The sequence below is a fragment of the Lysinibacillus alkalisoli genome (genome assembly GCF_014643595.1).
Lineage (GTDB): Bacteria > Bacillota > Bacilli > Bacillales_A > Planococcaceae > Metalysinibacillus > Metalysinibacillus alkalisoli.
Window position 1 is genome coordinate 157,978 of sequence record NZ_BMJT01000005.1, and the last position, 22,030, is coordinate 180,007.

Sequence of the window (22,030 nt, forward strand, 5' to 3'; positions counted from 1 at the left end):
TTAATGGACCTTTTGAAATGAAGTCCTCTATAAAATTCATAACATCTTAAGGAGACTCAAAACTAGAATTTTCATAAGAATCAAAAGTGATTTTAAAAGAACCTAATAGTTTTTCGAGGTCAATTGATTCTATTGTGGGGTATTTTTCTAAAACATAAGATAAGTCAAATTCACAAAAAGGAGAGTGACCCATACTGTTTATGTTTGATATAAAATATTTTACTTAGCACTTAAAAAGAATATATATGAAAAAGTATTGCCTTAGCCGCGCAAGGGCAATGTAAAGAGTGGAGATTATTTTTCAAGTCTTTGCTAGTGGTAAATAAAGACTTTATTATAGGCTTTTTACGTATAAAATGTTGCTTCTACAAAGTAGATTAGTGTTTGATATCAAAATAGTAATAGAGCGTATAAGGATGCTATTGCTAATTTTTATGATGCTTAATATAATAATATTTTTTGATACTCACATATAACATGTTGAAAATCCTACTTTATACATACAGTTCCAAATTAGAACTCTTTTCATCATTTTCATTAGTGCCTCTACTTCTTTGCCTAATATATATTAATTAACTAAAATAAGAAGAAGGGGATTTTTTATTTTATTAAAACTCCTGTATGAACTAACTATCTAGTAAGTTGAATAAAAACAATCTTTTCTTAAAAAATTTTAAAAAAAGGATTAATGATAAATATTAATTAACTATATGTATATAACTGCAAGCAAAGAATCTATTTTGTTATAGACATAATGGAGCATGACCAAACTACACTATCATTTCGAGTGCCAGCTACATATCCTCCAGAACTAGTAGTGCTATTAAACCATGAAAAAGTTTTCTTCATTTCTAGCGACAAACTTACTAAAAGGAATTGAATTGCAATTTTTTGACGGTATTTATATACCAATTAATAGTATTGAGAATACAACAAAAAAATGGCTAGAAACGCCTTAAAACATTGAGATTCTAATAGGATTTTTACAACAAAAAACAAATGAATTCTCTATAGAAAAAATGAGAATTTAAGAAGTATTACATCATCTAAAGAAATAGAAACAATAAGTAAAAAAACTAATAAATCTATTGATATAGGATTTTTAGAGGGAATCTTAAGTCCAATGTAAAGTTAAATAATGTTAAACGCGTAATTTTATTTTAGTAAAAATTACGTGTTTTTTTGATAATAAATTTATAAAGATACTTAAGTTTTATAGAAATTTTATATGAAATATTTTTTTGAAAAACTGAAAATAATAATTAAATGATTATTAGTATTATCGTAAACGTAGCAGCGACACGTGCAAAAGAAGAGTTTTATATTATTGGGGACAAACAACTCTATGCATCGCTCGGAAGTAGGGTAGCGGATGAAACAATCAAGAATATTGAACAATATAATACCGTGAAATTGTCATAATTTATTTTAAATACTTACAACATGATATTTTTACCTGGTACTTTTAATATTTGTTTTGATCTTCAATTAATAATTATCAATGTAACTCGTTGATTTCTTACATCTTTTAAAATAAATGATGAGTAGGTCGTTAAATGACCATGGGGTTTATTATACTAAAGGTATAAAAAATAATGAGGTGAGGATGAATTGAAAAAGATTTTTGTAGCTGTGTTGGCTTTAGTAGGTAGTATTATGCTGTTATCGAACCCAGTGAAAGCCTATTTTGATTTTAAAGATGTGCCAAAATCGGCAGAGTTTTATCCAGCAATTAGTTGGTCGGCGTCATCGGGTTTGATTAAGGGTTATAATTATGAAACATTTAAGCCGAAAAATTATTTAACAGAGGCTCATTTTGCTTTAATGTTTGCAAGGTTTATTGATGCGGATGCTTTTGCGAAAAATCCTTCAATGAATGAGAGAGAGGTAGCTTATCAAGTTGTCTTGAAAAAACATAATATTATATTAAAAGGGCAAAATGATAAAAAACAACGAGAACAAATTTTTACACGTTTAGATTTAGCTAAGGCGTTTTATACGTATGTGGAAGGTAAAGCGCCTACATCTGATAAACAAGCCATTGATTGGATGTATCAATATAATATTACAAAAGGTAAAAATAGTAGTGCGGATAAATATGTGAATTTTGGAGGTTCAGACCGATTAAAACGTGAGCATATGGCACAGTTTTTAAAAAATTTATATACGAATTGGTATTTTGAAGCTCATGTATTAAAGAAAAGCTTCAAAGAAACAGCACTATTTCAAGATAATGCACCGTTCCATAGTCCTACATTAGTTGATTTAAATGGTGATGGCAAACAAGAGCTTGTTGTGACGTATGAAACATACAAGAGTGAATATAGTATTCGAATGGAAGGTTATCGTTATTATGGCGTTTACACATATAATGATGCAACGAATATGTGGGATTTCATTGATGGTGGCTTCTTGTTCACACCAGGTAAAGATGGTGGGCTAACGTATGAAGTAAAATCGTTAACAGGAGATAACACAGAGCAGTTGTTAATTTATTATTATGCGTATCGTTCATTGAGTGTTGCAGCGATTACAGGTAAAGATTTGAATGATATTAAATTATCGTTACCAGATTTATATGCACATCCTTCATTTGAATGGGCTTATAGAGGAAATGGTATTGTTGTAGGCTCTCCAGGTCATTATACAGGATTTTATCGTATTGAAAATGGTATGTTAACACGCAAATCACTCACACAAATCCCAACTGAGGATATGCCAACCAATATTATTGAGATGAACTATATGATTAATGAAAATGGCTATGTGGATTCGGCATATCGCTACGGGGATACTATTCAGGCTAAAGTAGGGCAAAAACTAGTATTCACACAAGGAAAATACAATTGGCAAGAAAAACCGGTACGAATTATGGCATCTGTAATTGAAGGTGTTTATGATGAAGATGATGCGGAGATGGCTATTTATCAATACCCAGGGCTTATCAAATATCAAATTTTACCTTACAATGATTGGAATAAAGAATTTACGATTTATGTACGAGTAAGCTACTAAGCTCATAATTTCAAAAGCGTATCCATCTCCGTTAGGTGGATACGCTTTTGCATGATTATTATGCGGTTTGCAGTATGACATAACTCTCATGTATCCTACATATAAGATGAAAAGTTAAAGAGGGTGTTTATAATTTCAGAAATTGAAATTTTATCGTGGCCTTTTACGAAGGAAACGATACAGCAAATGAATCAACAAGTAACGTATGCTAATTATCCTGTCATTTATTTATTAAATGGTGATAAAGAGGCGTACATTGGAGAGACGGTTTACTTTAAACGACGTATGCGTGAACATTTGCGTACACGTAAACACGTAAATCGAATGCATGTTATTCAACATGAAAAGTTTAATCGCTCTGCCACTTTTCACTTAGAGACAAAGCTAATTAACTATTTTCTTGGTGACGAAAAATATATTTTGCAAAATAAAAGTAAGGTCGTTAATGATTTTACACATAACTATTATAATAAATCGTATTATGACCAAACTTTGTTTCAAGCGTTATGGCAAACATTATATGAGAAAAAGTTAGTTGATCATCCCTTACATGTGATTGAGAACAAAGATATTTTTAAGTTATCTCCTTTTAAAGAGTTGTCATTAGAACAGATAGAGTTAAAGGAAAATATTTTAGCCTTTTGTGAGCAATACATACAAGAAGAAACAAAGGAATATGGCAATCTTTTGGTGATAGAAGGCGAAGCGGGTGTAGGTAAAAGTGTGGTGTTAAGTTCGATATTTAATACGATGCAAGCACAAGTGGGAGAGCCGTCATCCCCTCTTTATAATACAGAGAATTATTTAGTTGTGAACCATGAGGAAATGTTTAAAACATATAAGGCGATTGCCAAACAAGTCCAACATTTGAAGGTAAAACATTTTGCTAAGCCAACCCCGTTAATCAATCGTTTAAAAAAGAAGAATGACAAAGTGGATATTATTCTAGTGGATGAAGCGCACTTATTGTTAACTAAATCAGATGCCTATAATAATTTTAAGGAAGATAATCATTTAGAAGAGTTATTGAAGTTAGCAAAAATTGTTATTGTCATTTATGACCAAGATCAAGTGTTGAAAATGAAGAGTTTATGGGATACGATTAAACTTGAACAGCTTAAAGCACTAAGCCAACATTGTGAAACGTATCAACTAACAAACCAGTTTAGAATGCAGGCGAATGATGATGTGCTAGCTTGGATCAATGCGTTTAAAAATAAACAATTGCTACCGCTGCCAACAGACGCACAATATGATTTTCGTGTGTTTGATACACTCGAAGCGATGCATGCTGCCATCAAAAATTGTAATCAAACATTTGGTTTGAGCCGTGTGGTAGCAACATTTGACTATTTGCATAAAAAAGATGGTGGCACTTATTATGTTAATGAATCCAATGGCGAATACAAAATGCCATGGAACACTACAAACCCGATATACACGTGGGCGGAAAATCCCTCTACTATTAATGAGGCAGGTTCGATTTATACTATTCAAGGTTTTGATTTGAATTATGTAGGTGTGGTGCTTGGGCCATCCATACAATATCGTAATGGGCAATTAGTTATTGATACCAGTTTGTATATGGATAAAGGTGCATACGCAGGTGCAGAAGGTATTGATCAAGTGGCATTGGCAAAGGAAAAGATCATACTTAACTCAATTAACATTTTAATGAAACGTGGCATTAAAGGTTTGTATATTTATGCGAGTGATAAGGCGTTGCGTCAAACGTTATTGGGCGTGCAATAATGAAAATACTTTAACAAAAGAAGCGGTAAAGGGAATCATATTATCTCCCTTTACTGCTTTTTACATTCACATAATTAATAATAAAGTAAGTGTTATTTATACTTTTAATCCTAGCTTATTTATAAAGTAATTCTCCATTTGCTGTTTGACCATAACATAGTATTTACAATGTTTTGAAGAGGTCGAGCGCTTCTTTGTCGAGATAAGGTGACAAGGAGATGCGAATGGTTTGTCTAATTTCATCTAAGGATAATCCAATAGCAGCTAGCACATGAGAAGGTTGTGATGAGCTGCAAGCAGAGCCGGTTGATACGGCTATAATAGGCGCAAGTTTTTTGACGAGTAGTTCATTGTTTATGCCACTGAAACGGACGCTAATAATGCCAGGTATTTTATGCTTTGAGTGATGATTAAAGTGAATATGTTCACCAAAAGTGTCACGTAACAGTGTGATGAGATATTGCTCTAATACATCTAACTTATGTTGGTGTTGAGCTAAGTGTTGTAAGGCAATTTCACTTGCCTTGCCTAACCCTACAATATTATGCACAGCTAATGTGCCACTGCGCAAACCTTGTTCTTGCCCGCCACCATGAATCAATGGCGTGATAGTAGGGAAGATACCATATTGGTCTTTACGTAAAAAGGTTGCGCCAACACCTTTTGGCCCGAAAAATTTATGTGCAGATAAAGATAACGCATTAATTCCTTGTAATTGTGTAACATCAACAGGCAATTTGCCCACGACTTGTGTGGCATCGCAATGAAGGAAAATGTTATGACGTAAACAAATGTTTGCAATCGCTTCAATAGGATGTAAAGTACCAATCTCATTATTGCCCCATTGAATGGAAGCGAAAATGGTTTGTGGTGTTAATGCTTCTTGAAATTGTTGTGTTGTAATACAACCTTCTTCGTTAACAGGGAGTATGGTAACAGTAAAGCCAATTTCTTGAAGATAGTGAAACGTAGCTAATACAGAAGGGTGCTCCACATTTGTTGTAATTATATGCTTGCCTAAGGATGAGCGTGCTGCTGTAATGCCTTTAATAATAAAATTATTGCTCTCCGTTGCACCACTAGTAAAGATGATTTCATCTGGTTGGCAGTTAATAAGCTTTGCGACATGTTGCCGTGCCTCACTAGTAGCGAGTTGTGCATCGGTAGCGAGCTCATAATATTTACTAGAAGGGTTGCCAAATGCATCGACTAAGTAAGGGAGCATTGCTTGTTTTACTTCAGGGTGAATCGGTGTTGTTGCAGCGTTATCTAAATACAACAAAGTCATTATCTCCCTTCCACATTTAATAGGCTGATGAGTAATTTATCATAGCTACCTAACAGCTGGTATTCACTTTCAAGTAAACGTATACCACGTTCAATATGCTGATTAAATAAGTCAGGGAAGTAGTCTTCCTCTCGTATCGTTTGCAGAGCGTGCTGTTGTATGAGTGCTTTGTAGACAGCATCGTGCTCGCCTGTTAATGTATTGCGATGAATCTCTACCCCAAACGTGTTAGTGACCACTGGTGGCATGTCCGCCTCCTTTAAAGAAAGGGCAATTGCTAAGCGGCACAGCACATTCCAAGTGAGTCCCGTGTGGCTTTGTAGAGTTTTAAGTTTTTCAGCCGTTTCTCGAGATGTTTTTAATCTAAAGTTCATGTTAGCACCTCGTTGTTTGTATCAATTTGTTGTTTTGTTGTAATGGTTGTCCGTTGCTCAGCTACGGTAAAGTGCAATGTATAGTGTTGCGCGATATGAGGTTGTAAAAGGGCATAATACGACTCATTCATTTCGCTATCAGTTGTTAACAGTATAGTTTGTGTGCCCATGTAAGGAATAAAATTTTGTAACAATATCGTTTTATGTGTTTGGTCTAAACGACTTAATAATGTATCAAAAACAAAGGGCACTTGACGCCCTGAACAACTAAAAATCGCCCAAATAATGGCCAATAGTAGCATTTGTTTTTCACCTGCTGAGAGCATCTCTTTATCTAGCACTTGTTGTTTAGCATCTCGTAAAGTAATATCAAACGTTTCAGGATTAATTGTGAGTGATGTAATATAATCCGTCTTACGAAATAATAGTGTAATATTTTGTATCGCTTGCTGTTGTATGACTTGTATATGTTTTTTGACTTGCGCCTCACGATAAAGTTGACTGACAGTTATAACTTTTTGTGCTTCGGCTAAAGAGCCTGTTGCTTTATGTGTTTGGTGCAGTTGTGCTGTGATTTTTGTTTTTTTATGCAGGACATCATTTAATGTGTTTTGTAACTCGTCAAGGGAGGTTTCTTGTGTTGCCATTTGTTGTTGTAACGTCAGCATTTGTGTATTATAGTCGTCCATTTGCTCGATAAGTTCACTAAATTCATTTGTTTGGTCATGTGTATTAAGTTGGTCTTTTAAATGTTGTAGCCGAGTGAGTTCGACCTGATTTTGCTTGAATAAATTGGCGTAATGTTCAGGCAATGGCTTTTGTATGAGTGTGTGAATGTGTTCGACTTTAGCAACTTCTGTCCACGTATAATTTTGGATGATGGTTACTTCATCATTAGGCTGAATTAATTGTAATAACTTTGCCTTTAATGTAATGCCTTGTTCTTGAGATGGTGGTAGATTTAAAGCTGTGAGTAGCGTCAGCATTGCCTCATCAGAGAACTTATCCTCCACTTGTTTGGCAAGTAAGGTGTCTTGTTCTTTTTGGAGTTGATGATAGGTATCATTGACTAAATTAGTCATTAAAAAGAAAGGCAATGATTCCGCTACAAAGTTTTTAATTTCTTCAGCTCGTTGTTTACGCTGCATATCTATCGTTGTAATTTGCTGAATGATGGCTTCTCGCTGCTGTTTATGAAGCCCACCGTGTTTTTCAAAGGTGGCCTTCATATTGTGGTATGCCTCAGTAATGTACTCTAAGGTTTGTGTCGTATGTAGTAAGCCAGCTTTTGTTGTAGCAAGTTGTGTACGCAATTGTTGTTCTACTTGTGTGATTTGTATTAGTTCTTGTTCACTAATATCCTTTTTAGGTTGTTGATCTTGCTGTTTAATATACGCTGATAAGTCGCTTTCTAATGTTTCGAACAAGTCTAAGTGAAAGACCGTTTTTGTGAGCCGTTCAATATAATGGGGCAGCTGGTTATGTGTAATGATTTGAGTAATCTCCTCACCATCAATGAAACAACAATCTAATAATTGTGGTGGCATAATCTCTTTAAGTTTAGATTGAAACAAGTCAAATTGCGCCTCGTTTACATACACATCATTTTCTTTTAATGATACTTGTTCTACAATGGTGTCTGTTGATTTCTTCCATTCACGGTGCAATTCGTAATGATGCTCTTTATATTGTTCAGTCAATGTAAATTGTATGGTGATACTGTAACAATTAGCGTCGTCGAGCTGTGCCTTACGATGTAGTATTTGTTCGATTTTTTTTAAATAGTCTTTATTATCCGTCTTATAACCAAAGCTATAAGCGCCAAATAAACCTAACTTAATGGCATGGAGTAATGTGGTTTTACCCGCGCCATTCTCACCACTAATCAATAACACATTTTGATTAGGTGATGTTTCAAAGCTAAATGTGTTATAGCCCTCGTAAGCGCCAATATTAACAAGTGCGATATTTTTGATATACATCTCATAACCTCATTTATAAATGTAAATAATCTTGTTTTAAAATCTTTGCAATCTCATCTTGAATGCCACGCCGAATTTTATAACCGGCATAATCTTTTTCTAAGTTAAGTAATTTACGCATAACAGTGCTATCCACATGGTGTGTTTGGCATAGTGCTTCAAGTTGCTGTGCATCGTCATGATGTAAAATAGGGTTGTCATCACGCTCCCACAGGATGGAAGGGAGATGAGGTATACGGGCATAAATATTGGGTACATTGTCTTCCCAGTCACCTTGTTGTAACCAAATCCTACGAATCTCTTTTAACTCAGCTTCTGTTATGACTTGATAGTTAGCATCATTAGGATGTTGGATTGTGGCTTGCAATTGCAAAAGTCTAGTTAAAATTTCTTGGCGTGTTGCCATAGTGTAAGGGCCTAAACCAAGTTGTGCATATTTTTGCATCTGTGTACCATCCAGTGCAGTCTCCTCATAATTAATAAGAATTAAAGGGTCATCAGCAGTGCGTAAGTCAATCTGATGCTGCGCTAAATAACTGGGGATGTCTTGTTTTTGTAAAATTGTAAAATGAGAGAACGGAATTTTAGCAGCTTCACGTCCTGCTTTTTTTGCAATCATGACATATGGCTCATTATTTTCTGTTTCAATTCTGACAGTATTAAAATAGATTTGCCCATTCATGCGATATTTCATACGTTTAGTGCGGTCATCACGGATGGTTGTTAACCAATTACGAAAGTCGAGTAAGGGTTTCATCCAATCATGCCCACTTTGAATAAAACCTGTTAGTGCTTTATCTTCCGTGACAACTGTGCAAACCCAACAACCAAAACGGCTGTTGCCACACGAACCTGCACTTTCTTTAATTTGTTTATCAATAATTAAAGGGCACTCACCACTTGTAGCATCTTGATAAAGCCGATGTAATGCATGGTTATCGTCTCCCCAAGGTGATGGTGTTTGTAATAAATAATGCCAAACATCATCTACTGTAAATGTACGAATGGGTGCATAAACAAAGGCATTTGTTAAGGTTGAGTGACGCATGAATAATTGACCATCAATGCTATGTTCTTGAATGCTTGTATTGCGTGATGTACTTTCATCCTCTCTCACGCCTAAAATCATAACCACCTTACCAAAGGAAGAAACTTTATTCATAATAAAGGCATTAGCAGGCTCAATTTTTAAACGGTCTGTACACCAACGAAACTTTTGATTAGGTGATGGATAACCTCGCCCAATTAAATTAACCCAAAAAGAATTTTGAGGGGTAGGCTGTACTTTATGTGTTTCAATAGGGAGTTGATAGGTGTGAGCAGCCTTTTGAATATGAGCTAAAGTTTGATTAATGGTATTCATAATAAGTGGCGTTTCAATTAATGTATCAGATGAGATAATATATACTTTCTTATGTAGTGACTGAGGAGGCAATTCGTAAAGTGCTTCAAAGATAAGTTGAACGACCACAGTGGAGTCTTTGCCGCCACTATAACCTACAATCCAAGGTCGCTCGTCAGCAAGATAAGCTGTTTTGATTTGTTCTTTTGTACTTGTAATCAATGTATTTTCATTAGCCAATAAATCCGAAATAATATTTTTAGGCATCTCAATATTTCAGCTCCTAAAATGGAATAATTTTTAGTAACATACTATCCCATCATATAGTTCAAATGATAGGGAAATCAAGGAGATTATGTTTTTATGTATCATACTTTAGGATGGGTAATATCACTAAAGTATAGCATTAGCTTATTTCTTTTAAAAGTATTCAAGGCCTTACATTACAGTGAAATTGTTTTTCTAATGTAATAAGTGGACAGGCAATGGTGCTTGTGATGGTGGTGATATTGGGAGCAGGGCGATTGCTATTTACTCTAATGTGATGGATGTTTGGCAGGCGTTGCAGGCAACATTAACAGCTTTAGCAGAGGAAGGCGCTTTAGATGGTGCTATTATTGCATTTTGTGATGAAGAGGATAATTATCAAACATTAAATCTTGCTAATACAAGATTTACATTACTATAGAAAGTTGCTAACAGGCAGCTTTTTTATTTATTTTAATTTCAATTGATAATAATTATCATTGAGGAAAGGAGGCATCATCATAATGTATGAACAGCTTCAATTATGGAATCAAGTTACTTTACATGTTTTAGATATTCAAGTATTACATCTTCATAGTGAGCATGAATTACGGAAATATATTGCACCTAGCAGCATGTTTGTATTTATTGCTAACGGCCAAACAGAGATATGGTTGGAGGGAGAAGTATCATTTAGTGAACATTTTCAATTGATACACGTTGCTAAAGGGCAACAACTTACAGTGGAGTCAGCAAAGGCAGATGTCTATCTTGTAATGTACCATGCTGTTTTACCCTCATCAGCGTTAAAAGAATTTCATATCATGATGCAAAAGAATAATCCTTTTATGAAAAATTGGTCAATCATTCCTAAGCAACCTTTAGAGCTACTTAATCAATATAAAGAGTTAGCAATGACTTGGGAGAGGTTGTTGAATGAGAAGGAACATAAAACTAGTTTGGCAAGGAGTATGGAAAGTCTTACACGTTTAAAAATTCAAGGTGACTTTCTTCGGCTTGTACAGTTGATGTTAGAAGAACGTGTGATACAAAATACTAAACCAACCCTAGTAGAACAGGTTTTGCGTTATATTACACAACATTTTAGAGAGCCTATTTCGATTGCACGATTAGCTAGTCAGTTAAATTATACGCCACAATATATTACTCGCACATTTAAAGCACAGATGGGGTGTAGTCCTAGTGAGTATATGATGCGTTTGCGAATGGAAGTAGCTAAACAAATATTAGTAAACAGCGCAGCGAGTTTACAAGAGATAGCAAGTTATATTGGGTATAATGATTCACTGTATTTTACTCGCATATTTAAAAAGCAAGTTGGGATTGCACCAGGAGAATATCGGAAGAACCATGCGAATGTTGTTTCGAAAAATACAATGAATGAGTATGAATCATCCATTGTTGCAACACAAAACGCCATGTATGATTTGAATATAAATGAGATTAATTATCATTTGATAAGTGATGGAGGAAGAGACATGGCAATGAGTAAAAGTTTAGTTACAGCAGCTTTATTATGTTTAACAATGGTTACAACAGGTTGTAGTACAGCAAGTGAGACAAATAAAGGTGGCACATCAATAAAAGAAGAAAAACAACAAACAGCAACAGCATCACAAAGTGATATGCGAACAATCACCACATCAATGGGTGATGTGGAAGTGGCTGTAGAGCCAAAACGTGTGGCAGCACCAGGTTATTTAGGCACAGTGTTAGCTTTAGGTGTGGAGCCGATTGCCTCTGATAAGTTTTTAATGGACAGCCCTTATTTAGAAGGAATGATAGATGATGTGACGAATGTTGATGATTCTCTAGAAGCACTGACAGAGTTAGAACCAGACGTTATTATCACTCATTTAAATCAACCAGAAACAGTGGATAAATACAAAATGATAGCCCCTACGATAGCGATGCCTTATAACAGTTTTGAAAGCATCCAAGAGGAAATTCGCTATTTTGGTGATCTACTGAATAAAAAAGAAGAAGCAGAAAAATGGATTGCACAGTTTGAAGCACATACTAATGAATTAAAACAACAAGTGCAAGATGCGCTAGGTAATAATGAAACCGTATCGATTATGCAAGAATATGATGGCAAAGTCTTTTTATTTGGTTCGAAATCAGGTCGAGGTGGACGCATTATGTACGAAATTTTAGGAGCTAATCCACCAGCAGATGTGCCAGAGCATATGTTAAAAGAATCCTATTACGAGTTTTCATTAGAGATGTTGCCACAATATACAGGCGATTATTTAGTATTAACAACAAAATCTACGCTTGAAGAGTTACAAGCAGACCCAATTTGGGGGCAACTACCAGCCGTTCAACAAGGGAATGTATACTTATGGACAGAAAGTGAGTCGTGGTTTAGAGATCCGATTGCTGTAGAGGCACAAATTGATGATTTAGCAAAATGGATCATAGATGTAGCTAAAAAATAATAAGAGGCTAAGATAAAACAAGCGGTAAAGGGAAATATTGATTTCTCTTTACCACTTGTTTTATTCCGTGTTTTTCTAGCTATTTATAATCGACGTGCTACAATACAAATTCCCTGTAAATAAGGTTCATATTTTGTAAATGTATTTTTCATTTTTATGACTCGTTTACGTGCCTTAGGATTAATGATAACATTTTTAGCAATTTTCATAACACCAAACATTCCTTCATCTTGGACTAATCTTTTAGGTTGTAAAAGATGCATAGGTACTTGTTTAACATAGAGGATTTCAAAACCTTGTGCAATTAAAATGTTTTGCCATTCGTCAGCTAATAATGGTGTTGCATTAACACGTATGGCATCAATTAAATCTTTGCGAATGACATCAGCTACATTATCTTCTATTGTTTTAGTTGTCAAACTCATTTCATGAATGCCATATAAGCCACCTGGTTGTAGAATGCGATGTGCTTCTTGTATAATCGTTGTTTTTTGTTTAGCAGACTGCATAGTTAACATGGCCTCGCCGTATACAATTGTAGCGGAGTTGCTTGGTAGATTTATGTTCTCGGCTGTGCCAATTAAACATTGTTCCTTTGGTGCTTGTAAATAAGTGCGTACTTGTTTGGCAGCCTCCTCATTTTGTTCAATTGCTGTATAAGTAGGGTTTTGCTGTAACGTTAATTTTGCTGTAACGCCTAGACCAGGGGCAAACTCCACTACATGGTCGTTTGCTGTGATGTGTAGTTGGGTTAACATATCTTTTGTTAATTCAATACCACCAGGGCGCAATACGGTTTTACCCAACTGAGCAAGCAACCAATGTCCAGGCATTTTTTCATAATCTGTGTGTAAACTCACCATGAATCGCTCCTTCTATTGATAATGATTATCAATTTGTTTTCTATTATAGCTTATGTTTCATGTGCAAAAGTGTGATATGCATCACAAAAAAATTAAAAATGCGCCGTATAATACAAGTAGGGCGTAATGTATAGGGGGTATTTAGATGAAAAAAATATCAAATGACTATGTATTAAATGAACAACAAAAAAATGTCCAGCGATTAATCGCAACAGACAAGGCTACTATTGTTAATATCCAATTACAGCAAGGACAAACCGTTGCAGAGCATGCAGTAGATAAAGAGGTTGTGATTGTAGTGAGAAAAGGTGAAGTAAGTTTTACAGTTGAGGGCAAAGATATTATTTTAACAAGACAAGATTTACTTGTTATGGAGCCATTAGAAAAACACGCATTACAAGCGATCACAGATGTTGAATTAGTAGTCATTCAAATGTAACTGTCCTTTAGGGGCAGTTTTTTTGATTGTTTAATTGATAATCGTTTTCAATTTGAGTATGATAAGATTACGATTATTATGAAATATTGAGGTGGATGATATGGTATGTCAAAATAAATATTGTTTCTCTCATGTGCCTATTTTTCAAAATTTACAAGAGGAAGAGTTCGCACAAATTGCACAAATGATTACACGTCGCACGTATCGTAAAGGTGAATATATTTTGCTTGCTGGTGATGAACGAAAAACATTATGTATTATACGGTCTGGCTGTGTCAAAATTGTAAAACCTCTCATTGATGGTAGTGAACAATTAATACGTATTTCACAAGATGGTGATTTTTTTGGAGATGCTATGTTGTTTCAAGATGCACCATTAGCTGTAAATGTAGAAGCGATGGAGCCAACCGAAATTTGTGTATTAGACGGGGAAGAATTGAAAAAACTATTGGCTAAAACACCTACTATTTTATTTAAAATTGTAGCGCAATTAACGTCTCGGCTTGATGCAATGGAAACAAACTTAAGTGAGATTTGTCATAAAGAAGTAGGGCCACGTGTTGCTTCATTTTTACTGAAAAATTATGATAAAGCAGAGACAACGCATTTATTACCTAAAAAAGATATGGCTTCATTGTTAGGTACTACACGTGAGTCAGTTAGCCGTAAGCTTTCTGAATTTCAGCGAGCAGGATATATTGAGATGGATAATAATATGATTCGGCTCGTTAATGTAACTGCTTTATCTCAAATTGCACAATAAACATCTCACGGATCCTATCATCTGTGAGATGTTTTATATTGCCTCGAACAATATTATATAATGAAAGTAATAATAACGATTAAGGGGGAAAATGTATGCAGTGGTTAGTGGAGGCCATGACAGATTATATGACGGATGAGCGCCAAACACATGTAAATAATATGATAGCTTTACATGAAGAATTTTTAAAACAATTTCCCTACGATAAAGTAGAGCAAATGGCAGTGATAGATTATGCACTTGGTTGGCAAGTACAAAGCTCATTTTGTTGGTGGCTTGAATATAATACAAATGGTTTAGGCAGCATTAAAGGAGGCGCTGCTACGAAGCATGTAATTTACTATAAACGTAAAGAGCAACAATGGTCGTATCCTGCACAATTTAGCTCAGTTGACTTAGCATGGCAACAATTACGCACGCATATTATTAATTGGATTGATATAGTGAAACAAGGTGGCAGTGAATTGCCAACAACGCATTTATTGCATAATAAAATTAGTCGTGTGAAGATTGCCTATTTATATGTAAAAGAAGGGCTGATGCCGATTTATAAGGCAGAGCACCTTCTATTGTTTTTAACAAAATGTCAAGTAGAGACAACAGAAACGGATGCCCTACGTTTAAATCGTTTACTTTACGACACCATTTATCAGCACGAAAAAATGCGACCATTCCATCCCATTGCCGTGATGAATTATTTATACGAACGTTTTATGAAAAATGATACTGTAGTTAAAATTTCACCTGGAGCTAACGCAATAAGTTGGGAGCGTTGTTTTATAAATGATGAAATATGTATTGGGTGGAATGAGCTAGGTGATTTAACGCAATATGAAACATTTGAAGAATTACGCCATGCTATTGAAGCACAAGGTTATTATACAAATGCTTCTACTATTACAAAAAAAGCGAATGAGATTTGGGATTTTTATAACTTAGAAGCAGGAGATATTATTGTTGCAAATAAAGGTATTAGCCAATTAATTGGTGTAGGCATTGTAAGTGAACGAGGCTATCAATATCAACCAAATTATCCAGATTATCAACACACGGTAGGCGTACATTGGACGCAAGATTATTCTAAAGAGCACTACAGTATACCTGTACAAAAGCGTTGGCGCACAATGACAATTGAAAAGTTCCCGCGTGTCGAATTAAAGCGCTGGATGGAGCAACAACCTTCAAAACAAGTATTTGATAGTGAAATGATGGCAAGTATTGAAGCAGGCTTGCAACGTAAAGGGCAATGTATTTTAATGGGGCCACCTGGTACAGGTAAAACATTTCAGGCACAGCAATTTTTAAAGTGGAAACAACAATACATGGATGTGGTTTATGAATTTGTCACGTTCCATCCTTCTTACCAGTACGAAGATTTTATAGAAGGGTATAAACCAGTCGCTACTGACAATGGTTTAGTGAATTTTCAATTAGATGAAGGGGTGTTTAAACGTTTTATTAAGCAAGCACATCAACAACCAAACACGTTATTTATTTTAGTCATAGACGAGTTAAATAGAGGTAATGTACCTAAAATATTTGGTGAATTATTAACGATTATAGAAAAGGATAAGCGTGACTTCTCTATACGTTTAGCTCAAAGTAAGGAAAGTTTTTCCATCCCTAAAAATGTATGGTTAATTGCTACAATGAATAATGCTGACCGCAGTGTCAAAGGTTTGGATGCCGCATTTAAACGTCGCTTTGCACTTATTGAGTGTATGCCAGACTATGCATTACTAGATGTAACGATTGATGGGTTAACGATGACATTAACTCAAATCGTTCAGCGAATGAATGGTGAGCTTATGCGTTTACAGGGGCGTGATTTACAAATTGGTCATGCCTATTTTATCGAGGACCAGCAAGTGATTACTACCATAGCGCAATTAAAGGCGATATTTGAGTATGATATTATCCCGTTATTACAAGATTATTGTTTCGAACAATATGATGTATTGGCGCAGATTATTGGCGAGTCATTTGTTGATTTAACGATACAAGACATTAATCGTGGCATATTTAATTCGTCAAATATGGCGTTTATAGATGCCATCGAAACACATTTTGCAGGACAAAATAAATGAAGAAAACATACTATGTGCAAGAATATGAAACATTATATATGACAGAACAGTTGTCAGAAATAGACCTGCAACAACTCACTCAATTAGCTCGTACTAAAGAAGATGGTGAGCAATATCGTTTTATGGTAGACGAATTAAAAGAACAAATGCGATTACAATTTACAAGTTATGTAGGTGTTATTGAACTTGAGACCATCCGTATTGTGATTCAGCCTAAGTTCGATGCAACTTTTGAGCGGCTAACAAATATGATTGCCTTTTCACAAACAGGAATTGTTTTGCAAATGAATGGTGGGCAAGGTCAAATCGGTGAAAATACATTATTTACACGCCTTATCCATTACTATGTTCAAGAAGTACAAAAAGTGATGCGTAAAGGGTTAAAAAAAGAATACGTCGAGCAAACAAGCAATCAATATCAGCTCAGAGGTCGCATAAAGATAACGGAGAATATGCGTTATAACTATCATGTACCAACAAAATTATACTGTGAATATGATGAATTGACGTATGATATTACAGAAAATCAACAGATTGTAACGGTGCTACAAAAGATTTTTGCTTATCCATTGCCAATAGATGTACGACGTTCCATTTCGCAGCTACTTACCCATTTACAAGGCATTCGCCAGTTAGCGAGTAATACAATTGCTATAACGTATGATCGTACAAATCAACACTACAAACGTGCACATCAATTAGGCAACTTCATTATGCACCATTTATTTATCACAAATCCATTAACGACTAAACAAACACCATTCGCTTTTTTAGTGAATATGAATGCGGTATTTGAGCACTTTATTAGGCAACTTTGTCAGTCATTTTTACCTAAAACATACACTGTACATTACACAAAGCGTATTCGAAATGCGATCATGTTAAATCAACAAACATATCGTCAAATCGAGCCAGATTTGCTGATTCAGCATCATCCGACTAACGAGTATGTGGTCATTGATGCAAAATATAAAGGCTATGGTCAGCAAAAAGTAGTCAATACAGACATTTATCAACTTGTTTTTTATGCACAATATTTTCAAATAGATAAATTATATTATGAGGCAACTATAATTTATCCTGCATATTCAAAAGATGAGGAAAACAGTAAAACGATTGATATTAATGCGAAAAATCAGCCATTAGGCAAGATACATGTGAAAAGCATTGCTATTGAACAAGTAGTAGAGTGGCTACAACAAGATAATCAGAAAGCATTAACAGCTTATGTGCTAGCATGGGTTGTATAAAGGGGAGTTAAAAATGGAGATTGTATACGTAGCAGGCGGTTGTTTATGGGGAGTACAAGCATTTATGCAAACATTGCCTGGTGTTTTGCTGACAGAAGCGGGGCGAGCTAATGGGACAACACAAACCTTAAACAGCAAGTACGACGGTTATGTGGAATGTGTTAAAGTAGGCTTTGACGCTGAGATAGTAACTGTTAAAGCATTAATGCATTATTTATTTGAAATCATTGCACCTTATAGTGAGAATAAACAAGGAATTGATGTTGGCAAGAAATATCGAACAGGTATATATAGTGAGCAATCTAAGCATCTAGCACAAGCTCAGCAATTTATTGATGCAAGGCAAGACAAAGCACTTGTGACAGTTGAAGTATTGCCATTACGTAATTATGTACGTAGTGCTGACGAACATCAAGACAGGTTGCGTAAGCACCCTAATGATTATTGCCATATTCCCTATGCGTTATTAAATAAATATAGCTAATTAAAAAACATTATTTTTCTCACTTTACGGAGAAAAATAATGTTTTTATTAGGTTAAGCAGCTTCGTCCATGTCGATATTCATTTTTTGTTGTTGCTGTTGATAATTTACCACAATGTTGCGGGTTGTTTTATTACCAGCACCATCTTCTAAAATTAATTCAATATTATTTTTGCCTTCAACAAGCGTTACATCAACAGTAATGAGTTGTGAAAAATGGGTCATTTGATATGGAGAAGACATGCTATGTTTAAATCTTTCATCGCCATTAACTGTAAGGCGTAAATCATCGAAATTATCAGCTAGCATTAATTGAAGGCTCAATGTATCTGATTTTGTACGACTTGGATAGTTTTGACGAATAGATAGTTTAGGTGCTGCTGTGTCTACAATAATTTGTCGACCAACTTCCATCTCATTCCCTTGAATATTAACGGCTTTTGCTTGTACACGATGTACACCATCGTTAAATGTGAGCTGTTTTTTAAAGGTAGTACCATCAAAGTCAGCAAAGCTATCATTGACATAAACGGCTTTTATTTTTGTAGTGTCTGTAACTGTGCCAATAACATCAATAGTACTTTTATTGAATACTTCTAATACATCTGGCGTTTGAAGAGTAACAATAGGTTTTGTTTGTTCACCTACGGATGTATTAATAATCTCATAACTTGTTGAGTTACGAGCGACATCATATACAATAACTTCAATTTGTTGTGCATTGTTAGGCACTTTATAGGTGCGCGTTGTTGCAGGGATTTCTTCACTTGCTTCACCATCTACAAGTACTTGCCAATATTCTACACCAGTACCTACATCGGAGAAGGAAGCTCGTACTGTCTCCGTACTGGCATCATAGGTTGCTTTTAATTTTGGTGCAACCGTGTCTACTCTAACGGGGAAGTCAAGCGTTTGCCAACCTGCATTAGCATAAGGTAATTTGCCACTGACACGCAATACATAACGGCCATCTTTAACGAGTGTTTGATTTACTTTGCCATCCCAACCAAATGCCTTGTTATAAAGGTAAGCTGGATTCGTCTCTGTATGTTCGTAATGTTTACGTAAATCTTCTGCTGTATGGATGGTACGTAAAATCTTACCTTTAGAATCAAGTACTTCTACTTTTAGTTTTTCTACATTGCGCATGAGAGAGAACACAGGGATAGCCATATCTCGAGCGCCATCACCATTTGGTGAGAAACCAAAACGATTAGGGTCAACCTCTTCCCCACCAGTAATGAAATAGCTTTTTTCATCAGCTAGCATCGTATACCCCCAAAATGTCTCATCTTGCCAACCAAAGTCATCAAAAATCGGTGCGGCTTTCCAATCACCATGGAAGGCTGTAAATGGCACAGATAAAGCTACAGTCCCTGTAACCTCTTCATTACGGTCTTTTAATAAAACAAAACCATCAACAAAGAAACCATTGGTAAAAGTTTTTTCGTACTTTTTTAACCCTTTTGTATTAAGGGAAATTGTAATTTCTTTTGTACTATTAGCAGGGATTTTGAGCTGTTTGGGCGCTTTTACTTTAGCTTCTTTTGTCACATCAATTTGCCCTAGCTCATTCGGCGCAGTCACTGTTATGCCTTCCATTTCTGTTGTTGCATCTATTTGAACAGGCACTGTAATATCGAATGTTTTAGCCTTTGTACTGTAGTTTGTAGCGACTAAGGTAAAGGCTGTTTTACCATTCACTTCTTTTAAAGATACTTTAGCTTCTTGGTCAGCTTTGTTTACTACAGTTACATCTGTTTGAAGTGCATTGGCAATTTGCATTAAACCACTACCTTGGCGTCTAGGTGATACATATTGTCCTTCAGGGTGTACTACAGGTTTTGCTGTATTCATTAATAATGTTTTAGCAAATTGTGTGCGTTTCTCGCCTTTTAACTTTAAGGATTGATCTATGCGCTCTAGCACCAATGCAGCTGCACCAGCCACATGGGGTGCTGCCATTGACGTACCACTATTTGTCCCATACTCATTGCTATTAAGTGTGGAATAAATATTACCACCAGGTGCTGTAATTTCAGGTTTTAATTCTAGAGATGGTGTCACACCCCAAGAGGTGAAATTACTCATCGTACCTGCTAAATCATTAGGTGTACTAATATGTTTATTCGGGAAAGTGATGCTCACTTTCTTACCTGCAGTTAATAATGCTTTCATCTCATTCCCTGTAGATTGCAAAGCAAATAGTTGAGGGATTGTAATACTTGGCTCGGAAGCCATATTTAAAGTACCAGGTGCATTATTATAAATAATCGCTGCTACAGCACCTGCATCTTGTGCAAATTGTGCTTTTTCGACAAAGCCAATCTCACCTCGTTGGATGAGGGCTACTTTACCTTTGGCATTTATTTTAGCAAATTCATCTTGTGTACCTAAACCAGCATCTACTACATCATATTGGTTAGGTAACGTCTTCACCGCTAGCACATCATTAGCATTTAAGTAAAAGGCAGCAGCTGTTGAGCCATCCGCAACATAGTCAAAAGCATAAGATGTGATTTGTTCATTTTCAATGGAGGCAACACTCGTCGCTTGAGCAGTGACAGATGGTGAGCCCACTAAACCATAATCTTGATTACTAGCGTGAGGATAACCTGCACCTGAGCCAAATAAATCAGAGTTACCTGCTGAAATTGCAACAAATACACCATTATTATTTGCTCGTTCAATGGCTTGTGATTCAGGATTATTTGCATCTACGGTACCAGCCGTAGCGCCAAGTGACATATTAATAATATCAGCTCCTAATGCGATGGCATCATCAATCGCTTTAATATAAATATCTCCATAAGTCGTTGTGTTATTAACATCATTACTAAATACTTTGAGGGCAAGTAATTGTGCTTCTGGCGCAATACCTTCTACCCGAAACTCATCATCATTGCCATTAGCAGCAACAGTACCTGCAACATGCATGCCATGCATGCCTACTTTAGGGTTATAATCCACGATTTCTTTAGTTTCGTCCATATAGTTATAACCAAAAGGTACTTTCTCTGTAAAGTATTTACCAGCACTAATGGTGCCATCTGTAAGTAATTGTTTGACCGTTGGTGCTGTTAATTTCGCTTTAGCGCCGTTAGTTAGTACCATATCTTGATGTGAAGGGTCAATGCCACTATCAATGACACCGACTATCATACCCTCACCTTTAAAACCAAATTCGCGCCAAGCTTGTTGGGCTTGTACAAGGTCTTTAGAGTACATCATTTGTGGTACGTCTTTAGGTGCTTCATATTCGGTTGATTCGTAAATCGCTTTAACATTTGTATAAGTAGCGATCTTTTCGATTTCACTAGCATCTACTTCAACCACAATCCCATTAAATACAGTTGTTAAATGGTCTACTATTTCTGCGTTAGGCGTTGATGTAATCATCTTTTCTGTTGTAGTTTGTTGTTTTTGTGCCTGTTGTTGGAGTTGCTTTTTTTCTGTAGGTTGCAAATCTTTAAAGCGCTTTCCTTTTTTTGTAGCAGCTTCAACGGCAGAGTCTTCATTCAGCTCTACAATAATACGTACTTTCTTGTTTCCATCCACTTCTTTTAAAGATTGTGAAATGTACGGATTCACCTTTGGGTTAGCAGGTGCTGCTAACGAAAGTGTGCCGAAACTTAGGACAAAAACGACAGTTAATAATAGAATTTTCTTAAATTGTTGCAAAAT

16 protein-coding genes are annotated in these 22,030 nt (G+C 35.5%); 10 read left to right on the forward strand and 6 right to left on the reverse strand.

Going from position 1 to position 22,030, the window contains the following annotated elements; translation table 11 throughout:
• Nucleotides 1-1,266 precede the first annotated feature (1,266 nt).
• The 3 genes from IEW44_RS09005 to IEW44_RS09015 all read left to right on the forward strand — a co-directional run bounded on the left by IEW44_RS09005 (nt 1,267) and on the right by IEW44_RS09015 (nt 4,767).
• Nucleotides 1,267-1,422 carry a hypothetical protein gene (locus IEW44_RS09005; protein ID WP_188614717.1) on the forward strand — a complete coding sequence of 52 codons (156 nt, stop codon included), beginning with the start codon at nt 1,267-1,269 and terminating at the stop codon, nt 1,420-1,422.
• A gap of 189 nt (nt 1,423-1,611) precedes the next feature.
• Nucleotides 1,612-3,015, forward strand: a complete 1,404-nt coding sequence (locus IEW44_RS09010; protein ID WP_188614718.1) for an S-layer homology domain-containing protein — start codon at nt 1,612-1,614, stop codon at nt 3,013-3,015.
• Nucleotides 3,016-3,201: 186 nt separating this feature from the next.
• Nucleotides 3,202-4,767 carry a DUF2075 domain-containing protein gene (locus IEW44_RS09015; RefSeq protein WP_188614719.1) on the forward strand — a complete coding sequence of 522 codons (1,566 nt, stop codon included), beginning with the start codon at nt 3,202-3,204 and terminating at the stop codon, nt 4,765-4,767.
• A 163-nt stretch (nt 4,768-4,930) separates the two neighbouring features.
• Here the strand turns inward: IEW44_RS09015 and IEW44_RS09020 are convergent, their stop codons facing one another.
• The 4 genes from IEW44_RS09020 to dndC are packed head-to-tail and all read right to left on the reverse strand — an operon-like array spanning nt 4,931 to nt 10,020.
• Nucleotides 4,931-6,055: a cysteine desulfurase family protein gene (locus tag IEW44_RS09020; RefSeq protein WP_308421635.1), complete on the reverse strand. Its 1,125-nt coding sequence runs from the start codon at nt 6,053-6,055 to the stop codon at nt 4,931-4,933.
• Nucleotides 6,055-6,429, reverse strand: coding sequence for a DNA sulfur modification protein DndE (dndE, locus tag IEW44_RS09025; protein WP_188614721.1), 375 nt, complete (start codon nt 6,427-6,429; stop codon nt 6,055-6,057). The genes IEW44_RS09020 and dndE overlap by 1 nt, the downstream gene beginning before the upstream one ends.
• Nucleotides 6,426-8,411: a DNA sulfur modification protein DndD gene (gene dndD / locus IEW44_RS09030; protein WP_188614722.1), complete on the reverse strand. Its 1,986-nt coding sequence runs from the start codon at nt 8,409-8,411 to the stop codon at nt 6,426-6,428. Before dndD ends, dndE begins: the two co-directional genes overlap by 4 nt.
• A gap of 13 nt (nt 8,412-8,424) precedes the next feature.
• Nucleotides 8,425-10,020 (reverse strand): DNA phosphorothioation system sulfurtransferase DndC, encoded by a 1,596-nt coding sequence (gene dndC, locus IEW44_RS09035; RefSeq protein WP_188614723.1) that lies wholly within the window; start codon nt 10,018-10,020, stop codon nt 8,425-8,427.
• A 295-nt stretch (nt 10,021-10,315) separates the two neighbouring features.
• Between dndC and IEW44_RS16005 the strand changes: the two genes are divergently transcribed.
• Both IEW44_RS16005 and IEW44_RS09040 read left to right on the forward strand, forming a co-directional pair.
• Nucleotides 10,316-10,441: a hypothetical protein gene (locus IEW44_RS16005; protein WP_268236362.1), complete on the forward strand. Its 126-nt coding sequence runs from the start codon at nt 10,316-10,318 to the stop codon at nt 10,439-10,441.
• Between the two features lie 82 nt (nt 10,442-10,523).
• Entirely contained in the window at nt 10,524-12,461 is a 1,938-nt protein-coding gene (locus IEW44_RS09040) for an AraC family transcriptional regulator (RefSeq protein WP_229704205.1), read from the forward strand.
• An 83-nt stretch (nt 12,462-12,544) separates the two neighbouring features.
• Here the strand turns inward: IEW44_RS09040 and IEW44_RS09045 are convergent, their stop codons facing one another.
• Nucleotides 12,545-13,324, reverse strand: a complete 780-nt coding sequence (locus IEW44_RS09045; protein WP_188614724.1) for a class I SAM-dependent methyltransferase — start codon at nt 13,322-13,324, stop codon at nt 12,545-12,547.
• A gap of 145 nt (nt 13,325-13,469) precedes the next feature.
• Here IEW44_RS09045 and IEW44_RS09050 point away from each other — a divergent pair, with 145 nt between their 5' ends.
• From IEW44_RS09050 to IEW44_RS09070, 5 genes are all read left to right on the forward strand, one after another.
• Nucleotides 13,470-13,763: a cupin domain-containing protein gene (locus tag IEW44_RS09050; RefSeq protein WP_188614725.1), complete on the forward strand. Its 294-nt coding sequence runs from the start codon at nt 13,470-13,472 to the stop codon at nt 13,761-13,763.
• A gap of 100 nt (nt 13,764-13,863) precedes the next feature.
• Nucleotides 13,864-14,526 (forward strand): Crp/Fnr family transcriptional regulator, encoded by a 663-nt coding sequence (locus tag IEW44_RS09055; RefSeq protein ID WP_188614726.1) that lies wholly within the window; start codon nt 13,864-13,866, stop codon nt 14,524-14,526.
• A 95-nt stretch (nt 14,527-14,621) separates the two neighbouring features.
• A complete protein-coding gene (locus tag IEW44_RS09060; RefSeq protein ID WP_188614727.1) occupies nt 14,622-16,613 on the forward strand; it encodes a DUF8426 domain-containing protein in 1,992 nt (663 codons plus the stop codon).
• A complete protein-coding gene (locus tag IEW44_RS09065) occupies nt 16,610-17,863 on the forward strand; it encodes an McrC family protein (RefSeq protein WP_188614728.1) in 1,254 nt (417 codons plus the stop codon). Before IEW44_RS09060 ends, IEW44_RS09065 begins: the two co-directional genes overlap by 4 nt.
• A gap of 13 nt (nt 17,864-17,876) precedes the next feature.
• Entirely contained in the window at nt 17,877-18,347 is a 471-nt protein-coding gene (locus tag IEW44_RS09070) for a peptide-methionine (S)-S-oxide reductase (protein ID WP_188614729.1), read from the forward strand.
• Nucleotides 18,348-18,400: 53 nt separating this feature from the next.
• Here the strand turns inward: IEW44_RS09070 and IEW44_RS16075 are convergent, their stop codons facing one another.
• Nucleotides 18,401-22,027, reverse strand: a complete 3,627-nt coding sequence (locus IEW44_RS16075) for a S8 family serine peptidase (RefSeq protein ID WP_188614730.1) — start codon at nt 22,025-22,027, stop codon at nt 18,401-18,403.
• Nucleotides 22,028-22,030 lie beyond the last annotated feature (3 nt).